Raw genomic sequence first — 1,595 nt, 5'->3', positions numbered from 1 at the left:
AGAGCCTGTGGTTCCTCGACAAGCTCGATGCGCGGGCCGGTGTTGCCTATAACGAAGTCCATGCCTTCTCGTTGAAAGGGAAACTGGACCTGGGCGCGCTGGAGCGGGCGGTGAACCGGCTTGTAGAGCGCCACGAGAGCCTCAGGACCCGGTTCGAAGACAAGAACGGGACGCCGTTTCAGGTGATTTCGCCTATGGAAGTGAGTGGGTTCCAGTTTGGCTTTGAAGATGTGTCCGGTTGGTCTGCCGCCGCGCTTGAACGACGGGTCTTGGAGTTGCGGCATGCGCCGTTTGACCTGACAAAAGGCCCCTTGTTCCGGACCCATCTGTTGTCTGCTGGCGGGGAAGAGCACACTCTTGTTTTTGGCGGCCACCACACGGTCCGGGACGGCTGGAGTGACACGCTGCTGCTGAAGGAACTCTCGTCACTGTACTCGGAGGAAACCGGCGGCGCGGCTGCCGATCTATCCGATCTGCCGGTGCAATACGCAGACTATGCGGTGTGGCAACGTAAGGTGCTGTCCGGTGACCGTTTGGAGGAAGAAGCGGCGTGGTGGAAACAGGATCTATCGGACGCTCCAGAGGCAATTACCTTGCCTTTCGACCGGCCCCGGCCCGAGGTTATGGACTATTCGGGCGGTTCTGTAGATTTGACAATCCCAAAGGCTGTCACGGATCGATTGAAGAGACTAGCGCAAAAGACCGGTTTGACCCTGTTCATGGTGCTTGAAACGGCCTTTGCCACGTTGCTGTCCCGGCTTGGGGCCGGTGAGGATGTGGTGATCGGCGCGGCGGTTGCAGGGCGTCCCCGGCCTGAACTTGAAGGGCTGTGCGGGTACTTCGTGAATACGCTTGCCTTGAGGAACAAGGTCGATGCGGAGCGTTCGTTTGAAGAGCAGCTATCTGAGACCGGGCAAAGGGTTCTGGAGGCTCTTGCGCATGAGAATGTGCCGTTCGAGGCTGTTGTGGAGGCGGTTTCTCCGGCCCGGTCCCTGCGGCACGTACCTGTGTGCCAGGTGATGCTGGTGTTGCAAAACACGCCAGACAGGGATTTGTGGCTACGGTTCGGAGATTGTGCGGTCAGTGCTTTCGGTGAGCGGGACGGTGATCATGCAAAATTCGAATTGTCTCTGAACCTTGCGGAAATAGAAGGCTCCTTAAGCGGGCATCTTTCCTATTCGGCCCAGTTGTTTGATCGTCAGACAGCGGTGCGCATCGGGGCGATGTTTGTCCTGCTTGTGAAAGGTATTTCTGAAGCGCCTCAAACGCGGCTTTGTGATGTCGTGCTTCTGGACAAGGCGGAGCGGGAGCTCGTACTGCACGGCTTCAACAACACCGCAGTTGACTATCCGCTAGACCAGACCCTCATTGATCGGTTTGCGGAGCAAGTTCTGGCACATCCGGGTGCTCTTGCCGTGATTGATGGCGATCGGGAACTCTCCTATGGCGTACTGGATGCAGCGTCGAACCGTTTGGCGCGCTATCTGATTGCGCAGGGCGTTGGCCCGGAGTGTGTGGTCGGTGTGTGCCTTGAACGCTCTGCAGAACTGATCATCGCGCTTCTGGCGATCTGGAAGGCGGGCGGAGCCTATCTG

At 58.2% G+C, this 1,595-nt stretch carries 1 protein-coding gene; it reads left to right on the top strand.

Features of this window, described 5'->3' with window-relative positions; all coding sequences use genetic code 11:
- The coding region (locus E1297_RS02015) for a condensation domain-containing protein (protein ID WP_155133248.1) at positions 1-1,595 on the top strand (1,595 nt) is incomplete at both ends.

It is taken from the genome of Roseibium sp. RKSG952 (genome assembly GCF_009711355.1).
The sequence above is the reverse complement of the archived record's forward strand: the minus strand, read 5'-3'. Positions and strand labels throughout refer to the sequence as shown.